This is a genomic window from Robertmurraya sp. FSL R5-0851 (assembly GCF_038002965.1).
Lineage (GTDB): Bacteria > Bacillota > Bacilli > Bacillales > Cytobacillaceae > Robertmurraya_A > Robertmurraya_A beringensis.
On sequence record NZ_JBBOOE010000002.1, the window covers coordinates 66,058 to 91,826 of the forward strand.

A 25,769-nucleotide genomic window follows, 5' to 3' on the forward strand; every position below is an offset into this window, starting at 1 on the left:
CACAAGGGAGTCCTCTTACTATTAGGAGGATATAAAAATGAACTTAAAATTAAAAAAGGTATACAGTGTATCAAAAAAAGGGAAGCCCGAGAAACCAAGACTGTTTCTTCAACATTTAATTTGTGAGGCAGCAGGATTCGAACCAAAGGGTGAAATCTTCATTCATACATCGGAAGAGAAAGAAGAGATCATTATTCAAAACTATCCGTTTGAAAATGAAGAGAACATTCATACAATGCATGTATCCTCAAGAAAGAGTAAACTTAGTCAGCAAGAACGACCTCTTATAGATACGGCAGGTGCAAAATATGCTTTTTTAGACATAAACCAGAAAGTGGAGATGAATGTTTATAGAAAAGGGAATAAAGGAAGAGTCGTCATTAAACCGCTTGAATATAAGTTGTTTGATAATTCTACGATTCCTACTCCGAAAGACCAACGTATACGTTTTTTAAGTGTGTGTGCGGGAGCGGGTGTAGGTACATCAATTCTTCAATCTACAAATTATTTTTCGCCAATACAAGAGATAGAATTGGAAGACGATAGTACAGAAGTGCTGCTTCATAATTTTCCTAATACTATGGTATTCAATGGAGATCTGAGAGATTGTATGGATGTAGCGGAGGTTGATATGGCATTCGTTACTTTACCTTGTAATGAGCATAGCTCGTTGGGTTTTGGCGATGCAGGGGTAATGAATGATTTAGCATTAGCCACTTCCAAAATTATACAATCATCAAAGGCAGAGGTCTTGTTTTTTGAGAATGTACCATCTTTCTTCAGGAGTGCAGCTTGGGCTACATTAAAGTGTCTTCTCCAAGAGGATTATCCATTTTGGGCTCAAAAGGATATTGAATCTTGGGATTTTGGTAACATATCCATGAGAAAAAGAACGTATTCTGTAGCATTTAAAAATGAAGAGAGGTTTATTCATTTTCAATTTCCTACAGCTCCAAAAGGAAGAAGGAAGAAGTTAAAGGATTACTTAGACCGTTCGGGTGTGGTGCATGAATGGAAGTCAGTAGAAAAATGGATGGAGTCCTTTAATAGTCGTGGTTCCTCCTGGAAAGATAGAAGTCTAGATTTAACTTTCGTTGACAAGGCCGTTGAACGGATCGCATGTTTGCCTAAACGTTATACCGCTCAATCAGCCTCTAATAGTCACGTTTTAAGCGATGATAGAAAGTCGTTTAGGTTTTTATCTATAGACGAGATTAAACGCATTCTAGACATTCCAGAATCGTTTTCATTTACAGACAACATACAAAAGATAAGAAAGTATGAAATGTTGGGACAGTCTGTTTGTGGACGTGTAATTAAAGCCATCGCTAATCGCATAGCATATACATTTATGAAGGTAAAGACCGTTGCTACTGAAAAGGTGAAATCGATTCAAACCAGCTACAGTATTAATAACGGGGGACAACTCGAATTATTACTAACTTAATAAAAAGTAATTTTTAATAATTACTTGGAATTGCATCAAAATTATCTGGAATAGATTTTCACAATTATCCGGAATGATAGTTATATCATGGAAATTAGAGAAATTGAGTTAAGATTTTTTCCACTTAATTATGAAAAACAACTAATGATTAAAGGGTTAGGAGAACTCTATTCCTGCCAATTATGAAAAATTATTCTCTAAAATTTGTGTCATATCTAAATTCAATTCCGCTTTATTATGAAAGTTAAAAAGACCAAGGTAATATAGTTCATACTGTATACCATGGTCTTTTTTATTTGTTTATGTTATCTTTTTTTTATCTAAATTTGTCATAGATTTTAATATAATTTGTCATTTGAATTTATGTAAATTTGTCATTAATATGTACAAGAATGTTCAGTGCAATTAGGAAACGAACAACTGATTTCAATAAATTCCCCCTCGTTTGCTAGGAGAGTGCAAGGATAGTTATACAGCTTCAATAACTTCACAACCGTTTCATTTTTTGGTTTAACTTCACCTCTTTCATAATAACGAATTGAGTGGACTGACATACCAATAGCATCGGCAACTTGTTTTTGGGTAAGATTTTTTGCTAGTCTTGCTAGTCGTAGGCTATTACCTAGTGTAATGGTAATCATACTATTATTTCCTTCTTTACTTTTAAATGGGTATATTATGGGCAAATATTCCTATATGATATTTACTATAAATCATGGTTTAATAGATGTATATAATTTATTTGAATATCTCAAAAGGGAAAAACCCTAGACAATAGCCGTACACGTATACGGTTTATTTCGTCTAGGGTTTTTTTTATTGGATTTCCATAATTTATTCGGCCATTGCTAAAAAAATTATATTAGATTAGTAAATTTATTTTATTAGTCTACCGATATTATTGATACTATGGAAATTAAACGACACAATAAGACACAAAAAAACCCACCCGCTCATTTTCAACCATCTAAAACAGTTTGGCCGCTGACAGATGATTGAAAACTCAAAAGAGGTAGGATTTCTTACTAAATATTATGTATATATTTTACCATGAGTACGATATTTTACAAGTAGGAAACCTTCGACAACACTTGCAATTTAAGCAGCTGGTTGGGAGAATCGGAGGAGACATATATGGAAGATGAAAATCTCAATTTAAAGGGGAAAAAAGACAAACTTGAATACTTTAGATTGATTGATAACGGTAATCTATCCCCCAGACTAAAGCTTGTAAAAGAGGAAAAAGAGGAAAACTTAGTAACCCTTACTTATTGGGTTCCTGAGCAAGATAAGGTTATTTATAATGAAGATGAAGTTCGAAAGTTCTCACTAGATTCATATGGTGAAAACATCCCTTACATAGATGGGGAATTAACCATCTTTAATAATTATTTATTTGATTTTTGGTCCTATTACCTAAATGCAGAAGGACTAGCGCTTTACGGTCATTTAAAGCGGTTTGCATATGGTTCAAAAGATTTCTGTTACCCTAATTTCGAACTAATTAGCTTAAAAATGGATAAGTCTCGACCTACCATTCATAACTACTTAGATATATTAGAAAGATACGGTTTTTCATATAAATTCGGAGTGTATAATCGCTCAAGAGAGGGTGTAGAGGAAGGACCGATCTTTAAAATCAGAAAAAAAGTTCCTTTGCTAACAGAAGCACTTATATATGGTAATCCTGATATTGAGATACCAGAAGATGCCCCAGCACATATTAAAAAGGCTCTTAAAAAGGAGAAAAAGGGTTTACCCGAACGTCTCCGAAAAGAACATGAAAAATACGTTGATTCCATGATTAAGAATAACGAAAAGGTTTCTATTGAAAACAAAATTGATTTTGAAGAAATATATAAGCAATGGCAGAAATACGGGGAACTTATTAAAGCCTCTAGAAAGGAAACTGCTGCCGCATTAGATCAAAGTACTACGCTTCAAGTATCCATGGATAAATCCGAAACGATGATATTAAAACATATTAATCATTATGTGTTACAGAAGATCTCTAAGCCTTCTTTTGAGACCTTTTTCAAAGATGTTCAACTTCAAGTAAACAATGGTCAACAATCAATTTATATAATTGCACCAAATGAATTTGCTAGAGATTGGTTACAGCAAAAGTATGACTATTTAATTAAAGAAGCATTGTCGGACTATGACATAGACATTGAAACTATTGAATATAAATCATTAAGTACCTCTGTATAAAAACGGAGGTATTTTTTTGTTTTTATGGAAGGAGGTTTAAAGGTCTTTAAAGGAGTTTAAAAGATATTAAAGGTAGTTTATTAGATTTTTATATTAGGTTAAGATTTTCATAAGGTATAGGTTAAAAAAATTTCTAGGTATACCTTAATAGATTTTTAAGGTATAAAATAAAGCTCTTTATAAAAGAGTGCCAGGTTAAAAAATTTTAAAGGTAGTTAATAGGTTAAAAGATTTTAAACCTCTGGTTATGAAATTTTTAATCAGAATAAATACAAAGGGGAATAATATCTTAAAAAAAATATATAATAAGCACTACCATCCGCATTTTTCTCTATTAATCTATAGCTTGTCGAATGAGGTCATAACGAGTATAATAAGCCTATATTTCTTTTTAATTTTTTTTGTTTGCAATCCAACATAGGATTAGCGGGAATCTACTAAACATAGCAGCCTTTGAGGTTGATGGACTAATAGCTTAAACATTTTGTTTTTTGCTATTTATTTCAGAGACTTCAAGGGCTTTTTTGCGTTTATTTAGCCAATTTGATGGTGGTGTTTTCAAAGAGAATGGGATTTTTCCTATTCTCTTTTTTATATATAAAATTTCTAAAAGGGGCGCTGTTACATGAAAAAGAGTACTAGGTGGAAGAAGTATGATGGACCAAGTTTGGAAGAAAGAGTTGAAGAACTTGTGTCGATCCTAGATGAAGGAGTGAAGAACTTTACGTATTCACCCGAAGATTACAAAGCAATTCTTGAAATGAAGGCACTCATGCCTAATTATTCTTTCAGGAACCTTATGGTGGCAAAGGCTCAATACCCCAATGCTAGTTTTATAGCATCTTTTAAGCATTGGAGTGATTTAGGACGAAAAGTTAAAAAGGGTTCAAAAGCCATTAGAATCTTCAAACCCAACTTCAAGAAGGTTGATAAAAAAGATGAAAATGGTTCGTCCACAGAGGATTATCAGCTAGTCGGTTTCGGTACCGTTCCTGTTTTTGCCTATGAGCAGACAGAGGGTGACGCACTTCCAATTGACATGGTACGCATTAAGCTTGAGGGTGATTGTCCAGAGGCACGAGAAATTATCAAGTGCGCTGAAGAAATTGCTTTAATAGATGATTGTCCTGTAACTTATGGTGATGCGGATGGTGCTAATGGTTATTATCGACCATATACCCACGAAATCGTTGTTAGCGACACGCTTAGTATTAATCACCGTTGTAAAACACTTGTACATGAACTAGTACACTCAAGAGTCCATAGGTATGACACAAAATCCTCTTCTAGTGAAAAAGAAGTAGTTGCTGAAGGTTCTGCATTTGTTGTTTGTTCGTTCTTTGGTCTCGATACATCTGACTATTCTTTCCGTTACGTTAAGTCATGGAAAAAGAACGATGATGACTCCCTTGTTAAATACGGATCCCAGATATCAGATATCTCAGGAAAAATAATTAACGAGTTTAGAGCCTTGATGGAAGGACAGGAAGGACAACTTCAACAGTCAGCTTAGAACTACACAGAAAGGAAGTGCTTCAAAGGTGAGTGAACTACTATCTAGTCACCTTGAAGAATATGCTGGACATAAATTTTACGTTGAGCATGTTTCAACAATACCTCTAGGCAATTGGTTTAGAGTTCATATGAGCAACGGTGTTGCCCATAACTTAACTGTTGGCTATGCAGAATCCATTGAAAAAGCAAAACAAGAAGTTATTGAAGCGTTTAAAGAGCACTTGGACAAAGTGATATAAATCAGATTCATAGAGAAGTGTAAGACTCATTTATCATGCATGTTTATATAAAAGCTTGGAGATAAAACAATGTAAATAAAATTCAATAGGGAGGTGTATCCCTTACCTCATAGTAGATAAGGGAACGCCATTCGGCTCCTTTATCTATTTTTGAGAGGGGAGCCAGAATGATTAATTGGAATCAAATTGAGGAAACAAATGAAAACCCAAAAATGTTAGAACTTTACTTAGACCAAGCTTGGCAGAATGCTTTTTGTTATGCGCTTGCGGTAGAAGAACCCGAGAAAGAATGGCAATCAGCTAAACTTCTGATGACCATTATTGCTGGGAGTGATTCAACATTACAAGCGATGAAAGCGTCTGTTGATATTGGAAGTTCAGGCATTTCCTTTGGGCATGGAGAAAAGCAACTAACGGATTATAAATTTGTCTCTCAGTTACGTTTGTATACCGATAAAGGCAAATATGAGAGCTTCAAAATGACGATTAACAGTAATCGGAAAGCCGTTGCTATCGTGCATGATGATCTGTTAGGGAATGGAGATTACATCCTTTCTTTTGAAAACGATGCTGCAGAAGACTTACGTCAGCTGTTAGGTGGCGGTAAATACGGACTTAATATCTTACCTGAATGGAAAAATATCATTTTGGATGAGTTTGTTAGACGTGGATGTATTGAAGAGTTGAAGTTTTATTATGACCCTTCCTTATTTCCAAATGGATTTTCCATCTACAAACTTAAGTTCAGCGAAGAGAATGGAGAACAAGAAGCAGACGACATTATCTCTGACATGATAAAAAAGGGAATGCTTAAGTTTCCTAAGGCAGGTACTGGCGCTTCAGTGGAATCCATTGAAGATTTAGGCACGTATATGACGAAATTTATGGACGATATGGTCAAAAAGGTTTCAGATAGGGTAACACCGATTCATAACCCAATTGTAGATCCTGTTCATCCACAGATTTCAACATACAAACGTGAACTATTCCCAGTACAAGCTCATGTGAGTACTGCGATTGCAAAAGTGTTAAAGAAGCAGAAAGTGGCGTTAATCCAAGGGGAGATGAGTACTGGCAAATCAACAATGATGACAGCCATTCCAGATGTGATAGCTGCAATGTCCAACAAGAAGGGATATTTCGCTTGTCTTATGTGTCCTCCTAGTTTAACCAAAAAGTGGCCAGAGGAAATCATGGAAATTATTCCGTATGCAGATGTTCATGTGATAGAAAGAACAGATCAATTGATTGCTTTCCATCGAAACTGGACATACGCAGGTAGACCAAAACCACAAAAACCGACCTTCTTTGTTATTTCGTTTACAACGATGCGAGGTGATTGTGCAACGGTTCCAGCGGTGCATTACGAATATAAGAAAACCCATGTTCAAGAGGAAGAAAAAGAACTTCCGTATCGCGATGGTTACTATTGTCCTTGTTGTGGCAAAGCCCACCAAGTAGTCGAATCAAAAGAAACCACGATCGACGAAGACGGGAATGAAGTAGAAAACCAAGTGAAACGCACGATGCAAGAGCATGAATTCGGAGAGTCAAGAAGACTACAAAACTCTAAAAATCCGGCAAACGCATTTTGTTCTGAATGTGGAGAAAGCTTGTGGACGAAAAAAGTTCCTACTCGTTATGAATCAATTAACGGTTGGCTAAAGCATGAAAAGAATGTGAGCCATGCCTTGAAAGATAAAAACCATAAACTAGTAGAGCAGATTCAGTTGTCACAACCGGAAGTTCCGAAGCAACAAGGGAACCCAAGAAGAATTGCGACAGTCGAATATATTCGCCGTAAGATGAGATGGTTCTTTGATATTACAGTGGTTGATGAGATCCATCAACGTGCGACACGTTACTCTATAAGTGAGAAATTCATGAAAAGAGTGGCTTAACCAAAGTTAAGTACAACTAATAAATTGAAATTGGGAATGAAGCCGTCATGCTGCGCTGAAACCAATTACCTAATACTCCTACATGCTTTTAAATCTGGTAGTGATTAAGAGTATGAAGCTAGGTAAAGTCGGCCGAATTTAACCTAAGTCCATATGGATATGGATAGAGATAGGTCGGGGTGCTACAAAATGGCTATGGTGAGAATGCTTCAACAGAAGCTGACGAATCTGCGAATGAAAGGGCCTAGAGGATTAGCTTAGAGGAAACTCTTTGCACCGCAACAGCGGGGTGAATTACCGATTAGTAAAATTGTTGGTTATGAAAATCGGGATGACTGGCTAAGAAGTCATAAATTCACAGGTTCAAAGCAGACACCTAAGGTCATATGTATAGCTAGATTTATTGGAACGTGGAAAGCAACAGACTCCTATTAAACGTCTACCACCGGGGAGGTTGCTATAAGGCTCTGCCGAAATGCATTTACTGTTGTGAGAGTAAGGGCACAGTACCTTTGAAATTATGGAAACATAATGGAGGGATAGCCCTAAGTCTTGTGAAACACCAACTATTTGATTAAAAGTTGTAGCTCATATTTCGGGTAAGAAGGTGAGTAGTAATATCAGGAGTTGATATTCACACCGATGAGCACAAGGGTTACTAGAAATAAAGTTTATTACAATTTCAGTGAAATTCAAAAAGAACTTTATGAACAAAGTAAAAGAGGTAAAACAAACTTTAAGGATCTAATGGATCTGATTTTATCAGATGAAAATATACTGCTTGCCTACAGAACCATTAAAAGTAATACAGGTTCAAAAACAAAAGGTACAGATGGATACAACATCATGCACATCGGAAAGTCAGACCAACAAACTTTCATTAAAACAATGAGAGAGATTGTTACTGATTATAAGCCTAAAGCTGTCCGACGGGTCTGGATACCCAAAGCAAATGGGAAACAAAGACCTCTTGGGATTCCGACAATAAGGGATAGAATTGTTCAGCAGATGTTTCTTCAAGTTCTAGAACCTATCTGTGAAGCAAAATTCTATAACCATTCATACGGATTTAGACCCTTAAGAACTACCAGACATGCTGTAGCCAGGGTACAGACTCTTATAAATATCAATAAACTTCATTACGCAGTAGACATTGATATAAAAGGTTTCTTTGACCACGTGAACCATAATCTGCTTATCAAACAGTTATGGAATATTGGCATCAAAGACAAAAGAGTTCTTGCTGTTATCGGTAAAATGCTAAAAGCTCCCATTCAGGGCGAAGGTATACCAAAAGAAGGCGTGCCACAAGGTGGATTATGCTAAGCTTTGCATAATCCACCTTATGCAAAGTAAAATATTATGCAAAGTAAACTTTCTAAACCCATAAATAATAAGGGGTTATATCCCATTTACTTTGCATAATTTCTGGCCTACTTTAATTCGGAAAGCCAAGTAAGCAATGCCTGATCCTTATTCCAGTCGGGAAGAGTGCTATCAATCAAATCAGGGTAAACATTTTCAATTGCCTTTCTTTTCGTCTCAGTATCTATTCTGGCGTAAATTTCTGTCGTCTTTATATCTACATGTCCAAGAAAATCACGTATGTATATGAGATTTACTCCTGCTTGTAGTAAATGCATTGCCTTCGAGTGACGAAACATATGGGGTTTCACTTTCGAAGGAACTAGGGTTGATGTTCTCCTAGCTAATTCAACATATTTTGTTATTATATAGGCAATCCCTTCCTTAGTAAGCTTGTTTTGCTGATTATTTGTAAAGAGAGGATATTCATTTTTCCATGGTTTATCCAGATTATTTTCGATAATATAGCGTTCCAATAATGATACGGAATTTTTCAAAAGAGGAACTCGCCTTGTCTTATTTCCTTTTCCTGTTAATACAATCACTGCCGGATTTTCTAAGATTACATCCCTTACTTTTATATCAATTAGTTCCTGCACCCTTGCGCCAGTATCATACAGAACACTCATCAATGTAAGGTCACGTCGACCCTTAATGCAGCCCCTTTCGGGCTGTTCTAGAAGTAGTTTCATAGCCTCTGGTGACAGATGCTCCACCACAGTTTTCTCTGCCTTTTTGGAGGGGATTGCGATTACTTTTTGAAAATGGAAAAGACCGGAAGGTTCTTCGGCCTGAACATAACGAAAAAAGGAATGAATCGCTGAAAGCCTCTGATTTCTAGTAGAGATGCTACATTTTCTAACCTTTTCTAGCCAGCCCAGAAAGCCAATAAGCGTTTCACTTGAAAGAATATCTAAAGTAATCCTTTCTGCTCGAATGTTTTTCTTTTCTTGGCAATACTTTATCAAAAGTTTAAATGTATCACGATATGATTGAATGGTATTCCTACTGACATTTTTCTGTGACGGAAGGTACACCGAAAGAAATTCCGTAAGGTGCTTCGCAAAATCAGTTGGTTTCATCGTTATCACCATCTAATTGAGGAATCATTCCCGGATACCGCGTTTCAAGCCTTAATGTAATAGATGGAAACACATCCGCAGTCAAGCGCAGATAATAAGCAGTTTCTTTAAAGGAATCGTGACCCAAATACGTTTTAAGTACTGGAAGATATACCGTTAAATCCTTTTCTTCATCAACCCATTTTTTCAGACAATGAACTGAATAAGAGTGGCGAAAGTCGTGGATACGAGGACCATTTCCTCTTCCACCATGTGAAATTCCAGCACTCCATAAAAACCTACGGAAATTTTTATAGACATTTCCGGTCGTCATCGGTCTGTTATCAAGCGCAGGAAAGTAATAATCTTCGGCACTTGGATAAGGATGTACCATTTTCGAATAAATCCGACAACGTTCCGTAAGGGACACCGACATTGGTACCAACCTGCTGTTATCTTTTTTAGATTGATTTATAGTCAGAATACCATTTTCAAGGTCAACGTCAGCTACTTTGAGAAGCCTTGCCTCGGATACCCTTAAACCGCACATATAAATCATACGAAAGAACACGGGCATAATCAGATGTCTGTGTGGACATTCGGAACAGTACTTGCATTTTTCCGTTTCAGCAAAAAACCTTTCTAGTTCATCAAAAGAATAAATATACGGTACATATTGTTCCTCCGTAGGAAAGTATCCCTTGGGGATGATATATGCTTTAACTCCAATGGAATCCAGATATTTCCCAAACTGGCGGATGACTGATGCGCGTGAACATAAATTTGCTTGTGCCTCGTAAGTTTTTTTACTACACCAGTCTAATACGATTTCTTTAGTAAGTTCAGTGGCTTGGGGATACTTTTCCATTGTAAAACTGTCAAATCGATTTAAATCACGTGAATCCCTATCATATTTATATCCAATAGCCTTTTTCAGTCCCACATGAGCTTGGATATGACTTTTAAAAGGGCCTTTATATATGATTTCACTCATCACTCAATCCCTCCTTAAAATCAAGGGAACATTCTTTCAACCTTTTGATGTCAACCTTTAAGTAAACTGCTGTTGAGTTTGTATCTACATGACCAAGGATATCTGAAATGGTGGAAAGTGGTGTATCTTTTTCGAGAAGTATACTGGCCATGGTATGCCTAAGGGAATGCATTCCTCTTCTTTTTTTTAATGTAGGAATGTGTGCTAATTCCATGTACCTTTTAATTAACTGATTTAAATGATCTCCTTCAGAAAAGGGCCCAAATGGTGCCATGTGCTTTACAAATACATAGGGGCTGTTTATTTTAGGACGACCGTACTTAAGATACTCAATAACTGCCCATCCCACCTCCGGTGTTAATGGAAGAGTTAAAGGCTGCCTAGTTTTTGATTGAGTAAATACAAGCCTTTTCTCAGCCCAGAGAAAGTGCTCCATTTTCAAATTTTTAATATCTGTACACCTTAAGCCGAGGCAACATGCTATTAATATAATTGCATAATCTCTTTTGCCCTTTGGACTCCCTCTATCAATGGCAGAGATTAACCTTTTCAATTCATCTTCTGTCCATACAGATGGAATACGGGTCTGTTTTCTTGCCTGAATCATAGGCGTTTTTGAAGCAAAATCAATCTTTATTTCTTCTGTAACTAGGAGAAAGCGGAAAAAGGCACGCAAGGAACAGATATTTTGTTCTACTGTTTTGTATGTATATCCCGCCAAGGTTTTAATGTAATCGTTAATCAATGTAAGATTGATTTCTTTACAATCTTTAACTTTCTGCGAAGAAAGATAATCCATGAATCTAGCAGATTGTTTTACATAATGGTCTATTGTGGCTTTGGAATAATCTTTATTTACACAGTATTGCTTAAAACGGTTACTAATTTCGATAAAGTAAAAATCCGTAAGGATTTCCTTATGCTTATAGTAGCGACGTAAAATAGTTGAGTGTAGTTGAAAATCACCAATCATTCGAATAATTCGAAGTTCTTGAGTCTCTGACTGTGTAAGAGATTTATCAAAATCTTTTTCGAGGATATGAAAGTATTTTTCAACAAACTTAATTCCCAACCCTTCCGAATAGTATGTTTCACCTTGTTCATGTGCAAATTGGAGCAGTTTCTGCCATCTACTTCGGTAAAACCTCATAGATCCCTCGGTATAGCCAAGCCGAATCATTTCTTGTTCTAGGTCCTGAATTAATGCATCCAACGGTTTCTTTTGCATATGTATTTCCTCCCAAAATGATAATTTGAGCATCAAGCTCATAATTCATTTTCGGTTATTATGCAAAGTAAATAGACTAGAATCGTTGAATTAATAACTTTTTTATTGGTTACTTTGCATAATCACTTTCTTTGCATAAGGTGGAATTCTCTCACCTCTTTTATCGAACGTTGTATTAAATGACCTAGATAAATGGGTGGCCGACCAATGGGATACTTTCAACACTGAGCACAAATATGCTGGTAATGATGTAAAAATCCGTGAACTAAGAAGAAAGACCAAGCTCAAAGAAGGTTACATCGTACGATACGCTGATGATTTTAAAGTTATGACTCGAGACCATAAGACAGCATGGAAATGGTTTCATGCCATTAAAGGCTATCTTAAGGATCGACTCAAACTTGATATTTCACCAGAAAAATCTAAAGTGATAAATCTTCGTAAACAGAGCTCTGAATTTCTTGGTTTCAAAATAAAGGCTGTACCAAAAGGAAAGAAATATGTTGCAAACAGTAATGTGTCTGATAAGAAAAAGATTCAAATCAAAGAAACCCTTAAAGAACGAATAAAAAGGATACAAAAACAACCTACTCCCGAAAATGTGAGGATATACAATGCAACTGTATTAGGCGTACATCAATTCTTTAAGTATGCCACACACGTTGTTCACGATTTCAAGGATATAGAATATCGGCTCTTAAGAACTCTTAAATCTCGGTTATCGAAAGTAGCTAAATATGGATTTCCAAACAACTTAAAAAGTAAGTCAACTTACCTTAGGTTTTACAGTGGAAAGAGAAAGACACACAAGATAGGGGACAATGATTATCTTTTCCCTATCGGCGAAATTAGGACAACATCTAATTTCAACTTTACTCAATCCCTTAATCCATATGATATGTCAGACCATTTTTCTTGGGATATAGAAATCATTAAACTAATGAAATCTCAAATCCCAAGTCGCTCGGTAGAATACATGGATAACAGACTATCAGTCTATTCCATGCAAAAAGGATTGTGTGCAATTACTAAAAAGCCCTTAAAAGCTGAAGACGTACATTGTCACCACAAACTACCAATCTACTTGGGGGGAACGAATGAATTCAATAACCTTGTTGTAATACACAAGGATGTTCACAGACTCATCCACGCTACTAATACCGATACCATACAAAAATATTTGAGAGTCCTAATGCTTAACTTCACTGAATTAAAGAAGTTAAACCAACTAAGAAGCCTTTGTAAACTTGAAAAAGTAGTTGCTGTGTAGCAAGATGGAACGCCGTATGAGTTGAAAGGCTCACGTACGGTGTGGAGCGGGGGAAAAGGTCAGTCTGAAATGACTGTTTGCGGAGGAAGTTATAAATAACTATCCAAAGACTTACCTATCGCTATTTAAAGCTGGTCTGAGTGCCCAGGGAAATTCATTGGGCAGTATCGCTGCTGTTTCTAAGAAAGTAATTGGCGGAACAGGGACGCTCTTCGGTGGTAAAGCAGAAGATGTCTATTACACTCTTTGGAGATTATTCCCTCACCTTATGGTTGAGAATGGATTCGCGTACACTGAGGTAAGAAAATGGAATGAAAATTTTGGGAATATCGAGACGACTATTTATGGTTCTGATGATACTGGTGAATACAGCAACAAGCAGTCTAGAGGTGGTGTGACAAGAAAAACAGAGAAAGTTATGCCAGGGATTTCCCCTTATGTTTTCTCTAAGTTTCTTGTACAAAACTCTGTACTTGTAAGACTAGTAGATGTATGGCCAGATCCGGTGGAACTCGTGAATGTCCCTACTATTCTTGTAGATTTGGAAGAAGAATTAAAACCTCACTACAGAAACATGGTCAATACATTCGAGCATGCCATTAATAGTCGAGATGATGGTTATAAGCTATACATGCCTCTTACTCAAAACGGCATTGCCTATCCTGATAATCCTTTTTCTTTCCCAGCTTTCTCGATTAAAACTGAATCTGGTCACAGAGATTTAATTTGGGAACCAGAGAAGTTTCCTGCAGAACACCTCTTAAATAAAGAGAAAAAGCTTCAGGAAATCATCAAAGGAGAACTGGATGAAGGAAGAAAGAGCATTGTTTATGTAAGGGATACTGGTTCGAGTGTAGAAGGTAGAGATGTGCGTCCACGATTAAAAATAGTTCTAGAGCAACTTGGTGCGAAGGTTTGTATCCTAGATACATCTACGGTTAAAACCAATAAGCGCAGTGAATGGTTGAAACAGAAAATTGAGAAAGAAGGATACGATGTTTGTATCGTTTCACAGGCACTTGTCGAGGTTGGTCTAGACTTGCTTTGTACTCCTACACTCATTTTCTATCAATTCAGCTGGTCTCTCTTTACGATCAACCAAGCAAGTAGAAGAGCATGGCGTATCGGTCAAACCGAAGAATGCAGACTCTACTATTTGGCTTATAAAGATACGTATCAAGAAACCATGGCTATGCTTATTGCTCAAAAGAATAAGGCAGCGGGTGCAATTAACGGAGAGGCTTCTTCAGATGGTCTTAACGCAATGTTAGGTTCAGATGATGCAGATCTTCAAACAATGTTAATTGAATCTATAAAAAAAGGGAAAGTCCTTAAGGGAAGTACAGAAGAATGGACAGCGGAAGCTTCCGATCGAGCAAGAGAAATTCTAGCAGGAATCGGCAAGAAGAAGCAGAAAGTGCTAACACCTAAAGAACAATATGTTGCTTGGGTGAATCAACACATTGAAACGGATTCTTCTAAAAACGTACTTATTCGCAAATCATCAACCATTATAAGTCATATTGAACAAGGGAAGATTAATGGGTTTAGCTTCGTAAACGGAGTGTTAGAAGTAGATCTCATTGAAGCCTTTGGATTTGATTGTATTCAAGACGGTGAAATGGTTGCTTATTTAACAGATTATGAGAGAAAGGTAGTAGCTACTGAAGAACAAATTTCATTGTTTGAAGTTAAGGCAGAAGACAAAATAAAAACTAAAAAACGCAAAGCTCCAGTTACAGGACAATTAGCGTTTGAACTATTTTAGGGGGACCAATTCAATGACAATCACATTAACAATAGATTGTCTAGTATATGTATACTGGCTGATCGAAAACTATGTATTTGTAAGAATTCAAGAGTTAAAGGTGCAACAGTACTACGATTATCATGAACGTTTAGCAGAAATGTTTAGAGATTGTAGTCAGCCCAAAGAGGCCTTTGAAAATCAATCTTACCAGGTAGAATCATCAATTGTTTCACAACCTGTATTAGCACCTGTTGTTTCTATGAAACCAGTCGCTATGCAATCTGAACTTGATGAAAAAGCAGAAGGGCTATTTGCTGAACTTCAACTAGAATTAGGTATGGATTCAGATACTGCTGTAGAAGTCGAGTATGAACCAATTGCAACCTACGTGACGGATGAAGAGCAAGCAGAATTTGATTACGGATACGAAATGGTAAGCCTTGCTGATTACGATGAATCAGGGCAAGAGTTTATCGAGGAAGGGACTTATGTCACAGCATATGAAGATGACTTAGTAGACAATCAAGAAGATTGTATTCATATGGAAGACCTAATGAGAGAAGAAGTTGTTACCTCACCAAGCGGGTATGAAGCATTTGCATCTGCCAAGATTATCGACAACATGTATGGCCCTCAACAATGGGTAGTCTCGGTCATTGGTATGGAAGAGCAATATATCCATGTTTCAGATGGGAAGAGAATTTGGATTAACGTTGGTGAAAGAGCTTCTAAGATTCACAAGAATGACGTTCTAATTTTAGATATTGTTCGACATGGCAAAGAGATCACTGTACAGAACTTAGTTCGGGTAGAAACATCCGCTACAGATGAGTACATGATTCCTGATGAAGAACGCTTCCTTAGAGAAGAAGAGGACGTTCGAATTGCTATTTAAGAATAATTCCCAATTGTGCGACTTTTTGTCGCCTTTTGGTGTAAGGACGGGAACAATTTCCCTTACTTACACCAAATGTGGTAAACATTTGGTATTGAAAATCTTAAAAAATACGGTCTCGACAAAACTCTGTAAATTTTTATATATTTTCGACACAAAACGACAAAAAGCAGTAGTAAAATAGGTTTATAATGATTTCACTTGCGTAGGATAATAGTCGCATATTACTTGTAAGTTTTGGAGATTGATAATTGTGCAATACGTAAAAAAGACAATTACAAACGAAAATAGATACAGAGTTATAGAGAGATAGTCTTTTTTCATGCAATACTACAAAAATTATTAGCAAGGAAGAAAGGGGTCACCTATAATGGCCGCACCAATACTAACCGAAACTCACATTGAAGAAGTGAGCCAAACTATTAGAAGTAAACAACTGGGTATTAACAAAATCGAAATTGGATACAAGAAAGGGACTGTTTACATAGAGACTGCAGGAATTGAAGGTATACCACAAGCAGACACATACTATGAGAATATTGAAGACCACCTAGTATTCTCTGATCTATCTTGGCTTGGTCCAATCTGTCATCAACTTAATGTGAATCTTGATGCGACTATTGCTGTAGATCCAGAGGGTGAATTTGAACACAACTCTATAAAAATTGGAATGTTAACTACATTCCCTGGTGAAATGAATTCACCGCAAATTCTTAGAAAACTAACACCATTATTAACAAGACTAGTTCCTTTCCGCAATTACTTGACTCGTGTGGAATTTGTATGGCATGGAGGATCCTTAAGTAGTATCCGATTCTCTATGGATTTAGATGGGAAAAAGGTAAACACCATTTTAAGTAATGCATCTGTACCGAACAATCAAATTCTTCGACAATGGGCTTCGACTATTGACCATACAATTGATTCTAACAAGGGGCGTTATAAACACAGAATCACATTACCTATTGTAAATGGGAGAATGAATACAGCAACATATGAGACTGGGGTTTGCTTTAAATTTGATGCTAAAGGTAAAAAACTATGAGTCGTTTTTTTCAAACGGGCTTCACTTCAGTCATAATCCTTTTACTTTTACCATTGTCCGTTAAAGCCAGTCCATTACAGATAGGGAAAAATAATGGTCCAACCCTCAATGAACAGTTAGGGGTTTGGAACGACGGGGTAAATAATCTTGCTCCTACTATCTCTAACTTATTCTCAGCTATATTTACTCTTATGTTCCTTTTTGGAGCGGTTCGCTTAGGCTATAGTATCGTTACTAAGACAGGACAAGTCATGAAAGGATCTACCGGTTTATTAATCTGGGTACCTATTACTTTTTTCTCCATACGTGTTTTAATGCTCTTATTGTTTACAACAAACGGAAAGGGTGTTACATTATTAGCAAGTGATTTTATCAGATTAATAACCGCTACTAGTTACTCCACGGTAGACTGGATGATTTCTATCGGACTTATATTCTACTTGTTCTTCCACTTGATTAAACATCCTGAGTTCGGGAGATGGAGTAAGCGGATGTGGGGCATAGCTGCCGTACTTACATTACTAACCATTCTAGCTCCAATAGTGTTAGGAGCTGTTTAATCTAGTTTGAAAAGGGTGAATGTTATGTTAAAACTTGTGATAGATAATAAAAAAGAGGAGTGTCCAACTCACGATTTAATTACTTGCCGTAATACTTGTGAATACTATGATGAGAAAACAGAAAAATGTTCAATTCACCTTGAAGTTGATGTCGATAGTGCTTACGATGCAGCGAGATGTGGCTTCTTCTTACACAAGAGCATGACCTTACCTGAATCAAATAGTAAAATAATGAACACTAGGTTTACTTTAATTGAGGAAGAGGCAGACTACCTGTTAGATGATCCTGAGATCTTTCGTGAATTTGTAGGGAAGAAAGTATATAAAGAAATGTATACATATCCGTTGGAACCAGACTTTTCTGCATTCCGAGATGATGCATATTGGTATATATCACCTTGTGGAACATACGGGTGCTGGATTGTAAACCTCTACCAAAAACCGATGGTGACTCCGAAAGATAGGGAAAGTGCCAAAATAGGTTGGACAAAGAAGGTATATAAATCTCCCATCCCTCTTCACAATCATAAATCGTCTGTACCACTTGCTTCTAAAGTGGTGTGGATCGTTGATGAAGATGGTTATGGACAATATGGCTTACTTGCTAATGGCCAGATTACGTCCCTTTCTTCACCAAAACCAAGAAATTGGGCAAAGTAATATTGAAATTACCGATACTTACAAGCTATAATAATAGTAATTGAAAACAAAGGGAAAAACCCTGTTGTGAAGGCATACCATCCGTATGTTCTTTTACAGCAGGGTTTTTTTATTTAATAGGTGGTGGCAACTATGGAAGAAATCATGATAATTAATGAACGAACTCCTTTCCAGGAAGGGTTGTCTAAGCTTCTGGAAATTAAGTTTGGTAACATGTTCGGTATAACAAAAACGGAAACTAAGGCTCTAGAGAACTATCATACTGAGAACATTCCAAAACTAATCATTGTGGATGACGTATCTACTGATACCTTAGAAGAATTTTTAAATGAAATGAGGGAGAAAGGCTCCAAGATCGTTTTACTTAGTTTGGAAGCAGATGATATTGATAACGTAGACTTAGATATCTTTAATGGCTTTTTATTAAAAAACATGCCCACTTCAGATATGCTTCATGTATTAAAAGAAATACTCGATTATAACGATATCTACGTACATCCAGACGTTGGTCAGGTCTTATTAAAAAAATTAACATCAAAATAAGTCATATAAACCACTTGATTTTGAATTTATATATGATATATTTATTTTAAATTATCATTCAAAAATCGGAGGTTATTCAATATGAAAAAAACAGTAGCTGTATTTGGAGGAAGCCAGGAGACAACTTATAAGCAAATTGGGAAGAAGCATGGAGTAGAAGTATTATTTCATTGTGGGAAGTCCCGGAACGGCGGTAACAAAAAAGAGTTTAGAAATCTGGTAAAAAAAGCTGATTGTGTCGTTATTCTCCTTGGAGCTTTGGGACATGTGAGCATGGACATCGTGAAAGAAGTATGTAAGGAACTAGGTGTTCAAATGATCACTCATGATGGAAGAGGAGCAAGCGGTGCTATCCAAAAGTGTGTCAGCTTTTTAAACACTTCAGTAGCAGCATAAGGAGGAGCAAAATGTTTAAACGAAATAAAGAGATGACATTCAAAGTTGTCAATACACATAAAAAACTAGTTGAGCTAACTAGAGCTGAGCAGCTTTTAATTGAAACTATTCGTGATATAAAGGACCTGGATGAATTTGTTAAGCAAGTTAAGAAAATGGATTCAGGACATCTTAAAAGCAGACTACTTAATGTTGCAACGGACAAGATAGCTGAACCTAAGTTATATCAGTCCTAAAAGGATTTATCAGTAACCTTCTAGGGAGATAGTACATCTCCATCCCCCCTTATAATTGTTTTTCTGTACAGGCGGAGAAAAGGAATATTCCTTATCTGCCTAGAGGGTTATTGGTTTCATTACTAATAGAAAGGTAGATCAAGATATGATAGTTAGATGTATCAATGATTGTGGAAGCGAAAACTTCACTACAGACAAACAATATATCGGAACCATTACACCTGAAGGGTTACAAGTCGTCGATGATAAAGGTGAACAGCATATTATCGCTAAACATCATCCAGCTGGTTATGAACATGACGAGTGGTTTTGTTCTCGATTTTACTTCTTAGATAAAGAGCTCCATGTCATGTGAGCAAAGGGAGGGTAGCGGGAAATGGGAAGAATGCTATTATGTGCCGAGAAACCTGCACAGGCAAGAAAACTTTGTGAACCATTTAAACATACCGATAAAGGAAATCATATAGTCATTGCACCTTGTGAGATTTTCCCTGAAGGCGCGGTGGCTATTTGGGCTGTTGGACATATCCTCGAACTTTTTGCACCAAGTGATTACTCCGAAGAATATAAAACATGGACTCTAGAGAGCCTTCCTATCATTCCTTCCGAATATAAATTAAAGCCAACACCAGATAAAAGGAAAATACTTAATAACTATAAGAAATGGCTAAGAGATCCTTCCGTATCAACCATTGTCCACTGTGGGGACCCAGCGGGTGAAGGTCAGCTTCTTATTAACGAAATCTTAACCTATTTCAGCAATAAAAAGCCTGTAAAGCGGTTTTGGGCTTCAAGCTTAACTAAAGATGCCGTCATCCGGGCTTTTAAAACGATGAAAGATAACACTGAATATGAATCTTTAAATAGGGCGGCAATCGCTAGGCAACGTGCTGATTGGGTTGTTGGTATATCAACCTCCCGTGCTCTAACTTGTTTATTAAACCAAAAGGGGATAAATAAGACGTTTTCCGCAGGTCGAGTGCAAAGCGCGCTTGCTGGTATCATCTATCAACGTGAGCAGGAGATCGAGAACTTTGTTAGTAAGCCATACTTTGACCTTTTTGCACAGTTTCAATTTGGTGAAGCCGTTCTAATGGGTAAATGGATTAGCAAAGATTCAGAGCATATTTTTGATATGGATGAGGAACTGATCAAAGCATTTGCTGATTTTTGTCAGACGCAACCAGCAAAGGTGCATTCGGTTACTCAAGAGGAAAAAAGGGTTAAGCCTCCTCAATTATATAACCTATCTGCCTTGCAAATTCATGCTAATAAGTTGTTTGGTATGTCACCTGCAGCAGTTTTGGGGTTTTGCCAATCGCTATACGACAAATCGTTATTAACCTATCCACGATCAGATTCAAGGTACTTAACCGAAGGGGAATCCGCTTGGATGCCAACCATACTTAATAATCTGTCAAAGTATGAGTGCTACCAAGAGTTAGTTAATGGAGCTACCCTAGATATATCTCAGAATAAGCGATTTACGGACAGTTCTAAAGTGAGTGACCATTATGCCATGATTCCTACTGAAGAAGCAGTTAATCCGCTTGAATTGCCGAAGGGAGAACAACAAATTTATGATTTGGTTGCGAAATCTGTAATTGCTGCCCATTACCCCGATTTCGTCTATGATTCAACTGAAATTCTAACCACCATACAAGACCAGTTTGCTTTCAAGAGCAAAGGGAATCAAACCAAACACGAGGGATGGAAGACGGTTTATAAGGGCATAGCCAGTGAAGAGAAGGCAGAGGCAGAGGTAAACTTACCTACTGTTAAAGAAGGCCAAATTGGAAAAGTTTTATCTACTGAAATAAAGGGAGGCTCAACCGCCCCACCTTCTCGTTTTACTCAAGGGGACCTAATAGGAATAATGGTGAATGCATCTCATTACTGTAAGGACAAAGGAGATTTTAGAAAAGGGGAATTATCACTCGGAACAGAGGCCACAAGAGCAAGCATTGTAAACACGTTAACTGCTCGTTATGTAAAGATTGTTAAGAACCAAGTGTTTATGCTGCCTGAGGGGAAAATACTCATTGAAGCATTAGGATTAAATAGTTACGTTACTTCTGTCTTAACTACTGGACACATGGAGCGTTATCTAAAAGAGATTGAAAAGGGAAAAGGTAATTTAAACTCTTTTGTGAAACGTACCGAAGATATCACAAGAGAAATCGTTGAACAACTAGTTAGTAATGCTGAAAAATGGGATTTTAGCGCATTTATAAAAGAAATACAAAAAGCAGAAGAAGTAGGTACCTGTAAACTATGTGGAGGGGTAGTCATCGAAAGAGATACCTTCTATGGCTGTAGCAATTACAGTAAGAACAACTGTACCTTTAGGATACCAAAAACAATGTCCGAGAAGACCATAAGTAAAGAAAATGCTAAAAAGCTCCTAACAACTGGACAAACAGCTCTCATTAAAAACTTCGTAAGTAAGAAAAAAGAAAAAACGTTTGATGCATTTCTTGCGTGGGACGAAAACCAAAAGAAACTTACTTATCGTTTTCCTAATTAATAATAATGGTTTTTTAGAATGGAGGTGATTTTATGAATTCGGCTATGTTGCATAATGGGCAAGTAATTACAGCTGCTGAGTACAATCCTGACAAACATGGAAAGAGGATATATTGTATTGATAAAGCATGCAAGACTAACATCATCTATGTTCCAGGTACAGAGTCAACCGTACCGTACTTTAAAACCACTGGAAAGAATAACGAGTCTAAGCATAAGTCAAGCTGTGGTTTTTACAAGATGTTATCCTTTGAGGAAAGCGTAGAAAAAGTAAAAGAGTACCAGTCTGAATTAATGGGAAAAGGGATCCCCGAAACAATTATCCGGTTAAATATGGCTCAAATTGATCCAGACTATCAAAAGAAGGTAATCGAAAGGGAAGAGTCCGAGAAAAAAATAAAAGATCTAAATGAAGTAAAAGTTAAACAAGAGTCCAACACACCTAACAGTATAAGTACGTTAAAAGCGATTGTAAAGCTTCTGACTTCCTATGAGCCTGATACTCTAGCAAGCATCCTAGTAAGTGTAAAAGGAAGGAAAATACCACTTTCACAGATAGTTGTTAGTGCTGATCGAGCACATGAATTAGCTAGGTCTGGACAAGCTAATGAGTCACTAAGTTATTTTGTTTATGGAACTATTCGAAAGGTCATTCGTAGAGAGAAAGTAATCTATCTCAACTTTGAGCCCATCAATAATGTTGTGTTTAGTTTAGTTATTTTCGACAAGTACTTTAAACACTTCACTTACAAAGATGAACAGCTTATTGGACGTAAAATATTGTCCTATGGATTTAGATTAATAAAGAATGAATTTAAGGGTAAGAACACATCAGAGCTTCATATCAAATCAAATAAATATTTGGAGATGCTCCCATAAACGTAATTTAGAGGTGACAGAAATTGTTTGGTTTTGTAAATAGTAAGAATGTGACACAAGCAATCGTCACAAAAATGATTAATGCCAAAGAGGAACTGAACAAACATAGCATCAAGAGGGGGTATTAATAGATGTTACAAACACTCAGAAAAGATGAAAAGTTAATGAAATCTATTGAGGAACTTCGTTTAGCTATGATAGAAAGTTCTCGTAAAAAAGGCATTAAAAACATGGATACGGTGCGTTTAAGTCAGGAATTAGATAAACTCATTCTGACTTACCAGCAACGTCATTAGTAACCAGGGAGAGGAGAATAACTTTGTTTGATATATTAGGCGGTTTAGCGGTATTTGTATTTATTATAGTAGGAATGGTATCTCCGATCATTGCTTTCTTCTTTAGAAAAAAAGGATTCAAAGCCATTTGGAAAAAATCAAACTTGCTATTATTAGGGGTATTGATTTTTATCATAACTCCTATTTTAATAGCTAGTTATTATACTGAAGAGAAACCTTTAATTGAGAAAATGGATAAAAAGTACGCACTAATAAAGAATGATTTACCGAAAGATGAAACCACTGAAAAAATCCTTGTAGAGTTATACAAAACTGGAGCATCTACTAGCGGTAACAGGAATATAAACTATGTGGTCAATAATTACAACGATAAGGATTTTAATGGCAAGATTATAATAAGTGCTTATTATGGAGGAAAAAAAATAAGTGAAAAAGAATTTGGGATGTTTTTGCTATCAAAGGAAAAAGGATACGATGACTATATAGATGCTAACAAACTTAACATTAATAGAGACAAGTGGAAAACGGTAAAGATCAAATACAAAATAAAAGGTGAGTTTTCATCATAAGGCATAAGGAATTCTTAATCCCTTCCTATGAACAGACGGCCGGCTTTAAATTTTCTAATTGGTTTTTTATATCACCTACTTTATTATTAAAAGGGTTCTGAAGATAAATTTATAAAAGGACTATTTACTCATGTAACTAGGTAGTGTCAAAACTTCTATGAAAAAGTAACCTGAGGGTTTGTTTTTCTCTCTTTTTTGTATTGGAAGTACCCGCAATCGCTCTTGACAAACACGCCAATGGTTTGAGATTCCCTTATCAAGGGCGAAGGGGACAAAAAGAAGGCATGCCAAATAGCCCTTGGTTTTTTCCATTTTAAACCATTGGCAAGTTCGGTTTGTCAAGAGTTCGCTTCGCCGATTGCTGATTTACTCAAGGGCTCTGCTAAACAAAAAAGTTAGGCTGATTGCTCAATGATCCATTCTTGTGCTAAACCAATAAGTTTAGACCATCGTGCTGGCATATTCGGGAGCTGTGATAACTCCGGATTAAGCACGGGCACCTTACCTTCTAATGCAGAGTGAGGCCTTAAAAAGTTAAAGTAAGCCACAAACAATGTGACGAAAGAAACAGAGCCGTGTTCAGATCCGAACCCGTGTGTTGAGCGATAATTACCCTTAAATGTGCGATTGAGTCTTTCAATTACTTGCTTTAGTGGTCGATACTCCGTTGATACAGGATCTTCATTGGTAAGCCCGATCGGATTAACCCCCGAATTTTGGACAATAACTCTCTTATTCTTTCATTTCCTCAGTTTTTTATTTTATAGATTTCTTTCATTATTCTTCAAAAAGGCCATGTTGCTTGACATGGAGCCTCTGCGGGCATGATTCTCCTGCCAAGAAGCCAGCTGTTTTACAACATTGGCATCGCCGAACGAGGCTATCATGCCCGCCACTCCAAATCAAGCTGATGCTTTGAATGAATACATCCATTACACCCGAACCTCCTTGATCACCAATGAATCTTGTTTTTGATAGAATTCCTTTGGTGACAAATCTAGTATACTAGAATGCATACGTCTCTCGTTGTAGAACTCCATAAAATTCATGACTTCTTGATATGCTTCTGTGTAGGTTTCAAACTGCCATCTGGATAGGCAATCGTCCTCAAAAATGCGATGGAAAGACTCAATATGAGCATTCATATTTGGTGTTCTTGGTGGAATTCTTTCGTGCTCAATTTTGGAATCTTCACAAAACTTTTCAAAAGTATGGGAAATAAACTGCGGTCCATTGTCTGTTCGGATTACAGGTTTTTCCAATTCGTCATATTGTTGGCGTTTTAATAATGCCCTTTTCAGTGTCTGTTTGACATCATCTCCAGTGCAGCTTAATCCCATATGATAGGTAATGATGCCCCTGTCATAAACATCGATGATGGACATGACAAAGAAAAAGCGATCCTCACCTTCGATAAAGCCATATTTAATGTCAGCTTCCCATAGCTGATTAGATCTTGTAATAATGCGATTTCTTGCTAGTTTCCTAGGGTATGAGACTTTCTTTTGGCGCTGTGGGCGTAAGATGCCCAATTCTTTACAAATCCGGTATACTTTTTTCTTGTTAATTTTAAGTTTGTATTTTCGCCTTAAGACCTTAGTGAGTTTGCGATAACCATAGTTATAGCAATCACCGGCAATCTCTTCTAGTAGAAATTCTTTAATCTGTTCGTCTGATATCTTTTGACCGTCCTCTTGGATCGAATAACCTGGTGCTGGACGTCCCTCACTTACTTTTTTCTCCTCAACACGATAATTCTTTTGATAATAGTATGTGGATCGAGGAATACCTATGATTTTAAGCACCTTTGAAATCGAGTAGCCTTTTTGAATCCATTTGTTAGCTACTTCATGCTTTTCAGCAAGTGAGGGTTTTTCTTTTTTATAAGATCCCTCAGGATCGCTATTTCAAGGTCTTTTTCACCTAATAACATTTTAAGTTTTTCATTTTCTTTGGATAATTCTTTGGAGTCTATATCTGGCAGCACAGCCACATCTACTTCACCAAATTTACCATCTTTGTATTCACGAACCCAGCGACTAACCATATTGGGATTCAGATCATACCGGCGAGCTACAAGGGTATTCTTCCCTGTGTCTTGGGCTTCCTTGATGACTTGTAATTTAAATTCTTTAGAATGTTTTATTCGTTTCATGATGTCAGCCTCCTTGGTACATTAA

Annotated in this window: 26 protein-coding genes and 2 pseudogenes; 20 read left to right on the plus strand and 8 right to left on the minus strand. The window is 36.7% G+C overall.

Going from position 1 to position 25,769, the window contains the following annotated elements; genetic code table 11:
- Window positions 1-37 precede the first annotated feature (37 nt).
- Entirely contained in the window at window positions 38-1,447 is a 1,410-nt protein-coding gene (locus tag MKX65_RS24545; protein WP_340906526.1) for a DNA cytosine methyltransferase, read from the plus strand.
- Between the two features lie 377 nt (window positions 1,448-1,824).
- Here the strand turns inward: MKX65_RS24545 and MKX65_RS24550 are convergent, their stop codons facing one another.
- Window positions 1,825-2,088 (minus strand): helix-turn-helix transcriptional regulator, encoded by a 264-nt coding sequence (locus tag MKX65_RS24550; protein ID WP_340906530.1) that lies wholly within the window; start codon window positions 2,086-2,088, stop codon window positions 1,825-1,827.
- A gap of 493 nt (window positions 2,089-2,581) precedes the next feature.
- Here MKX65_RS24550 and MKX65_RS24555 point away from each other — a divergent pair, with 493 nt between their 5' ends.
- The 5 genes and pseudogenes from MKX65_RS24555 to MKX65_RS24575 form a co-directional block, all read left to right on the plus strand.
- Entirely contained in the window at window positions 2,582-3,661 is a 1,080-nt protein-coding gene (locus MKX65_RS24555; protein WP_340906532.1) for a DnaA N-terminal domain-containing protein, read from the plus strand.
- Window positions 3,662-4,286: 625 nt separating this feature from the next.
- Entirely contained in the window at window positions 4,287-5,174 is an 888-nt protein-coding gene (locus tag MKX65_RS24560) for an ArdC family protein (protein WP_340906533.1), read from the plus strand.
- Window positions 5,175-5,202: 28 nt separating this feature from the next.
- Window positions 5,203-5,415: a hypothetical protein gene (locus MKX65_RS24565; protein ID WP_340906534.1), complete on the plus strand. Its 213-nt coding sequence runs from the start codon at window positions 5,203-5,205 to the stop codon at window positions 5,413-5,415.
- A gap of 167 nt (window positions 5,416-5,582) precedes the next feature.
- Window positions 5,583-7,316, plus strand: coding sequence for a hypothetical protein (locus MKX65_RS24570; protein ID WP_340906535.1), 1,734 nt, complete (start codon window positions 5,583-5,585; stop codon window positions 7,314-7,316).
- Between the two features lie 642 nt (window positions 7,317-7,958).
- Window positions 7,959-8,636: pseudogene (locus MKX65_RS24575) on the plus strand (reverse transcriptase domain-containing protein); the annotation flags it as partial.
- 113 nt (window positions 8,637-8,749) lie between these two features.
- Here the strand turns inward: MKX65_RS24575 and MKX65_RS24580 are convergent.
- Genes MKX65_RS24580 through MKX65_RS24590 form a run of 3 tightly spaced genes read right to left on the minus strand, consistent with a single transcriptional unit; the run spans window position 8,750 to window position 11,964 of the window.
- The gene (locus MKX65_RS24580; RefSeq protein WP_340902108.1) at window positions 8,750-9,763 is read right to left on the minus strand and encodes a site-specific integrase; all 1,014 of its coding nucleotides are present in this window, start codon (window positions 9,761-9,763) and stop codon (window positions 8,750-8,752) included.
- On the minus strand, window positions 9,750-10,736 hold the full coding sequence (locus tag MKX65_RS24585; RefSeq protein WP_340902106.1) for a tyrosine-type recombinase/integrase: 987 nt from the start codon (window positions 10,734-10,736) through the stop codon (window positions 9,750-9,752). Before MKX65_RS24585 ends, MKX65_RS24580 begins: the two co-directional genes overlap by 14 nt.
- Entirely contained in the window at window positions 10,729-11,964 is a 1,236-nt protein-coding gene (locus tag MKX65_RS24590) for a site-specific integrase (protein ID WP_340902104.1), read from the minus strand. The genes MKX65_RS24585 and MKX65_RS24590 overlap by 8 nt, the downstream gene beginning before the upstream one ends.
- A 145-nt stretch (window positions 11,965-12,109) precedes the next feature.
- Between MKX65_RS24590 and MKX65_RS24595 the strand changes: the two genes are divergently transcribed.
- The 14 genes from MKX65_RS24595 to MKX65_RS24660 all read left to right on the plus strand — a co-directional run bounded on the left by MKX65_RS24595 (window position 12,110) and on the right by MKX65_RS24660 (window position 23,589).
- Window positions 12,110-13,234: a reverse transcriptase domain-containing protein gene (locus tag MKX65_RS24595; RefSeq protein ID WP_340906939.1), complete on the plus strand. Its 1,125-nt coding sequence runs from the start codon at window positions 12,110-12,112 to the stop codon at window positions 13,232-13,234.
- 157 nt (window positions 13,235-13,391) lie between these two features.
- The gene (locus tag MKX65_RS24600) at window positions 13,392-15,002 is read left to right on the plus strand and encodes a DEAD/DEAH box helicase (RefSeq protein WP_340906537.1); all 1,611 of its coding nucleotides are present in this window, start codon (window positions 13,392-13,394) and stop codon (window positions 15,000-15,002) included.
- Between the two features lie 13 nt (window positions 15,003-15,015).
- Window positions 15,016-15,879, plus strand: coding sequence for a hypothetical protein (locus MKX65_RS24605; protein ID WP_340906538.1), 864 nt, complete (start codon window positions 15,016-15,018; stop codon window positions 15,877-15,879).
- Window positions 15,880-16,249: 370 nt separating this feature from the next.
- Window positions 16,250-16,924 carry a hypothetical protein gene (locus MKX65_RS24610; RefSeq protein ID WP_340906539.1) on the plus strand — a complete coding sequence of 225 codons (675 nt, stop codon included), beginning with the start codon at window positions 16,250-16,252 and terminating at the stop codon, window positions 16,922-16,924.
- The gene (locus MKX65_RS24615; RefSeq protein ID WP_340906540.1) at window positions 16,921-17,484 is read left to right on the plus strand and encodes a hypothetical protein; all 564 of its coding nucleotides are present in this window, start codon (window positions 16,921-16,923) and stop codon (window positions 17,482-17,484) included. Before MKX65_RS24610 ends, MKX65_RS24615 begins: the two co-directional genes overlap by 4 nt.
- A 24-nt stretch (window positions 17,485-17,508) precedes the next feature.
- Entirely contained in the window at window positions 17,509-18,144 is a 636-nt protein-coding gene (locus MKX65_RS24620; RefSeq protein WP_340906541.1) for a hypothetical protein, read from the plus strand.
- Between the two features lie 132 nt (window positions 18,145-18,276).
- Entirely contained in the window at window positions 18,277-18,687 is a 411-nt protein-coding gene (locus MKX65_RS24625; RefSeq protein ID WP_340906542.1) for a hypothetical protein, read from the plus strand.
- Window positions 18,688-18,768: 81 nt separating this feature from the next.
- Window positions 18,769-19,083 carry a DUF2325 domain-containing protein gene (locus tag MKX65_RS24630; protein WP_340906543.1) on the plus strand — a complete coding sequence of 105 codons (315 nt, stop codon included), beginning with the start codon at window positions 18,769-18,771 and terminating at the stop codon, window positions 19,081-19,083.
- An 11-nt stretch (window positions 19,084-19,094) separates the two neighbouring features.
- Window positions 19,095-19,319 carry a hypothetical protein gene (locus MKX65_RS24635; protein WP_340906544.1) on the plus strand — a complete coding sequence of 75 codons (225 nt, stop codon included), beginning with the start codon at window positions 19,095-19,097 and terminating at the stop codon, window positions 19,317-19,319.
- A gap of 145 nt (window positions 19,320-19,464) precedes the next feature.
- Window positions 19,465-19,674 carry a hypothetical protein gene (locus MKX65_RS24640; protein WP_340906545.1) on the plus strand — a complete coding sequence of 70 codons (210 nt, stop codon included), beginning with the start codon at window positions 19,465-19,467 and terminating at the stop codon, window positions 19,672-19,674.
- A 21-nt stretch (window positions 19,675-19,695) separates the two neighbouring features.
- Complete coding sequence (locus MKX65_RS24645) at window positions 19,696-21,846, plus strand: type IA DNA topoisomerase (protein ID WP_340906548.1); 2,151 nt, start codon at window positions 19,696-19,698, stop codon at window positions 21,844-21,846.
- Between the two features lie 32 nt (window positions 21,847-21,878).
- Window positions 21,879-22,724 (plus strand): hypothetical protein, encoded by an 846-nt coding sequence (locus MKX65_RS24650; RefSeq protein WP_340906549.1) that lies wholly within the window; start codon window positions 21,879-21,881, stop codon window positions 22,722-22,724.
- A gap of 131 nt (window positions 22,725-22,855) precedes the next feature.
- Window positions 22,856-23,020, plus strand: a complete 165-nt coding sequence (locus MKX65_RS24655; protein ID WP_340906551.1) for an aspartyl-phosphate phosphatase Spo0E family protein — start codon at window positions 22,856-22,858, stop codon at window positions 23,018-23,020.
- 23 nt (window positions 23,021-23,043) lie between these two features.
- A complete protein-coding gene (locus MKX65_RS24660; protein WP_340906552.1) occupies window positions 23,044-23,589 on the plus strand; it encodes a hypothetical protein in 546 nt (181 codons plus the stop codon).
- A gap of 395 nt (window positions 23,590-23,984) precedes the next feature.
- Here MKX65_RS24660 and MKX65_RS24665 read toward each other — a convergent pair.
- The 4 genes and pseudogenes from MKX65_RS24665 to MKX65_RS27190 form a co-directional block, all read right to left on the minus strand.
- Window positions 23,985-24,287: pseudogene (locus tag MKX65_RS24665) on the minus strand (integrase core domain-containing protein); the annotation flags it as partial.
- Between the two features lie 63 nt (window positions 24,288-24,350).
- On the minus strand, window positions 24,351-24,476 hold the full coding sequence (locus MKX65_RS24670) for a hypothetical protein (RefSeq protein ID WP_263479876.1): 126 nt from the start codon (window positions 24,474-24,476) through the stop codon (window positions 24,351-24,353).
- Window positions 24,477-24,521: 45 nt separating this feature from the next.
- Window positions 24,522-25,421 (minus strand): IS3 family transposase, encoded by a 900-nt coding sequence (locus MKX65_RS24675; RefSeq protein ID WP_040344397.1) that lies wholly within the window; start codon window positions 25,419-25,421, stop codon window positions 24,522-24,524.
- Window positions 25,422-25,432: 11 nt separating this feature from the next.
- Window positions 25,433-25,744: a transposase gene (locus MKX65_RS27190; protein WP_016205489.1), complete on the minus strand. Its 312-nt coding sequence runs from the start codon at window positions 25,742-25,744 to the stop codon at window positions 25,433-25,435.
- Window positions 25,745-25,769: the final 25 nt, after the last annotated feature.

Excerpts from the sequence above, each read along its gene's own strand:
- MKX65_RS24585 (WP_340902106.1), bottom strand. The coding sequence starts at position 10,736 with ATGAGTGAAATCATATATAAAGGCCCTTTTAAAAGTCATATCCAAGCT.
- MKX65_RS24635 (WP_340906544.1), top strand. The coding sequence starts at position 19,095 with ATGTTTAAACGAAATAAAGAGATGACATTCAAAGTTGTCAATACACAT.
- MKX65_RS24580 (WP_340902108.1), bottom strand. The coding sequence starts at position 9,763 with ATGAAACCAACTGATTTTGCGAAGCACCTTACGGAATTTCTTTCGGTG.
- MKX65_RS24545 (WP_340906526.1), top strand. The coding sequence starts at position 38 with ATGAACTTAAAATTAAAAAAGGTATACAGTGTATCAAAAAAAGGGAAG.
- MKX65_RS24650 (WP_340906549.1), top strand. The coding sequence starts at position 21,879 with ATGAATTCGGCTATGTTGCATAATGGGCAAGTAATTACAGCTGCTGAG.
- MKX65_RS24560 (WP_340906533.1), top strand. The coding sequence starts at position 4,287 with ATGAAAAAGAGTACTAGGTGGAAGAAGTATGATGGACCAAGTTTGGAA.
- MKX65_RS24630 (WP_340906543.1), top strand. The coding sequence starts at position 18,769 with ATGAAAAAAACAGTAGCTGTATTTGGAGGAAGCCAGGAGACAACTTAT.
- MKX65_RS24610 (WP_340906539.1), top strand. The coding sequence starts at position 16,250 with ATGGCCGCACCAATACTAACCGAAACTCACATTGAAGAAGTGAGCCAA.
- MKX65_RS24625 (WP_340906542.1), top strand. The coding sequence starts at position 18,277 with ATGGAAGAAATCATGATAATTAATGAACGAACTCCTTTCCAGGAAGGG.
- MKX65_RS24615 (WP_340906540.1), top strand. The coding sequence starts at position 16,921 with ATGAGTCGTTTTTTTCAAACGGGCTTCACTTCAGTCATAATCCTTTTA.
- MKX65_RS24550 (WP_340906530.1), bottom strand. The coding sequence starts at position 2,088 with ATGATTACCATTACACTAGGTAATAGCCTACGACTAGCAAGACTAGCA.
- MKX65_RS24655 (WP_340906551.1), top strand. The coding sequence starts at position 22,856 with ATGTTACAAACACTCAGAAAAGATGAAAAGTTAATGAAATCTATTGAG.
- MKX65_RS27190 (WP_016205489.1), bottom strand. The coding sequence starts at position 25,744 with ATGAAACGAATAAAACATTCTAAAGAATTTAAATTACAAGTCATCAAG.
- MKX65_RS24590 (WP_340902104.1), bottom strand. The coding sequence starts at position 11,964 with ATGCAAAAGAAACCGTTGGATGCATTAATTCAGGACCTAGAACAAGAA.
- MKX65_RS24620 (WP_340906541.1), top strand. The coding sequence starts at position 17,509 with ATGTTAAAACTTGTGATAGATAATAAAAAAGAGGAGTGTCCAACTCAC.
- MKX65_RS24605 (WP_340906538.1), top strand. The coding sequence starts at position 15,016 with ATGACAATCACATTAACAATAGATTGTCTAGTATATGTATACTGGCTG.
- MKX65_RS24645 (WP_340906548.1), top strand. The coding sequence starts at position 19,696 with ATGGGAAGAATGCTATTATGTGCCGAGAAACCTGCACAGGCAAGAAAA.
- MKX65_RS24555 (WP_340906532.1), top strand. The coding sequence starts at position 2,582 with ATGGAAGATGAAAATCTCAATTTAAAGGGGAAAAAAGACAAACTTGAA.
- MKX65_RS24640 (WP_340906545.1), top strand. The coding sequence starts at position 19,465 with ATGATAGTTAGATGTATCAATGATTGTGGAAGCGAAAACTTCACTACA.
- MKX65_RS24670 (WP_263479876.1), bottom strand. The coding sequence starts at position 24,476 with ATGATAGCCTCGTTCGGCGATGCCAATGTTGTAAAACAGCTGGCTTCT.
- MKX65_RS24570 (WP_340906535.1), top strand. The coding sequence starts at position 5,583 with ATGATTAATTGGAATCAAATTGAGGAAACAAATGAAAACCCAAAAATG.